This window comes from Megasphaera sp. NM10 (genome assembly GCF_000417505.1).
Taxonomy (GTDB): domain Bacteria; phylum Bacillota; class Negativicutes; order Veillonellales; family Megasphaeraceae; genus Megasphaera; species Megasphaera intestinihominis.
Window position 1 is genome coordinate 1 of sequence record NZ_APHY01000173.1, and the last position, 564, is coordinate 564.

The window sequence follows — 564 nt, forward strand, 5'->3', positions numbered from 1 at the left end:
CTCTCTGGTCTGAGCTTCCCAGCTCATTCTGCTTCACTCATGCATTCGAGTTAGCAGTCCACAACCCCGGATTGGTTTCCCATTCCGGTTTGGGCTCTGCCCCGTTCGCTCGCCGCTACTAGGGGTATCTCTGTTGATTCCTTTTCCTCCGGCTACTTAGATGTTTCAGTTCACCGGGTGCCCTTCCTCATAGAGGATGACAGCACTGCTGCTGCCGGGTTTCCCCATTCGGAGATCTGCGGGTCAAAGGTTACTTGCACCTCACCGCAGCTTATCGCAGCTTATCGCGTCCTTCTTCGGCTGATATGGCCAAGGCATCCGCCGTACGCCCTTACTTACTTGACTATTTTTTCATGTATCACGCCATCCACGCGGATGGTGTGATGAACAAGAATTCAAGGTTCGTTAAGATCTCTTTTTAAAAAGAGGTATTTTCTAACATTTTTATGCAGTTGTCAAGGTACGATTGAGAGGATGACCTCTCAAAACTGAACAATGAATGAATTGCCTCCGTGCCGACTTCTTAGGTTTTCCCTAGAAAGGAGGTGATCCAGCCGCACCTGA

At 49.5% G+C, this 564-nt stretch carries 1 rRNA gene; it reads right to left on the reverse strand.

Features of this window, described 5'->3' with window-relative positions:
• Nucleotides 1–345, reverse strand: a 23S ribosomal RNA gene (locus tag NM10_RS12910); the annotation flags it as partial.
• Between the last annotated feature and the right edge of the window lie 219 nt (nt 346–564).